The organism is Oleiphilus sp. HI0123 (genome assembly GCF_001635315.1).
This window is the reverse complement of record NZ_LWGE01001701.1, coordinates 1-712: the sequence shown is the minus strand read 5'-3', so window position 1 is coordinate 712 and position 712 is coordinate 1. Positions and strand designations below refer to the sequence as shown.

Sequence of the window (712 nt, the reverse complement as noted above, 5' to 3'; positions counted from 1 at the left end):
GACAAACGGGCCTTAGCGCTGGAATTGCAGGAAAACTATCGCTTTGAAGGGATCGCGCCAAAAGTCTAATCTTCTTGGCTGTCTTCAGGGGAAGGGCTATTATCTAGCAAGCGCTGATTGATAATCTTGTCCAGAGCAAAGCGGCTTTCTTTTATGCCAGACTTTTTCAGGCTCGAAAACAAAATGACATCTTCCAGAGATTGGTGTGCTTCTAACTGCTTCTTAACCTGAAACATGACTTGCTTTGCAGGGCCAAACTTGAGTTTGTCGCTTTTAGTTAGAAGGATTAATGTCGGTAGCTGACATTCACTGGACCAGTCGAGTAGCATTTGGTCGAACTCGGTAAGAGGTTTGCGGATGTCCATGATAAGCACTAAGCCCGCAAGGCTTTCTCGGTTGCGTAGATAGTCATCGAGGTGCTTTCCCCATTCAGCTTTCAGGTCCAGGGATACCTTTGCAAAGCCATAGCCGGGCAGGTCGACTAGCCGAACCCCGGGCGTGCTAAGGGAAAAAAAGTTAATCAGTTGGGTTCTGCCGGGAGTCTTACTGGTTCGGGCAAGCTTCTTATTGTTAGTGATTGAGTTGATGGCTGAAGATTTTCCTGCATTGGAGCGACCGGCAAAGGCAACTTCAACGCCTTGGTCTGGCGGGCAGTTCTTGAGTTTTGATCCGCTTTGGCTGAAACGGGCGCTGTTGTAGGAGATATTCTTCG

The 712-nt window shown here is 48.3% G+C and carries 1 protein-coding gene; it reads right to left on the bottom strand.

The window, feature by feature from the left end; translation table 11 throughout:
• Positions 1 to 65 precede the first annotated feature (65 nt).
• Positions 66 to 704 carry a ribosome biogenesis GTP-binding protein YihA/YsxC gene (yihA, locus tag A3761_RS23025; protein WP_082870353.1) on the bottom strand — a complete coding sequence of 213 codons (639 nt, stop codon included), beginning with the start codon at positions 702 to 704 and terminating at the stop codon, positions 66 to 68.
• Between the last annotated feature and the right edge of the window lie 8 nt (positions 705 to 712).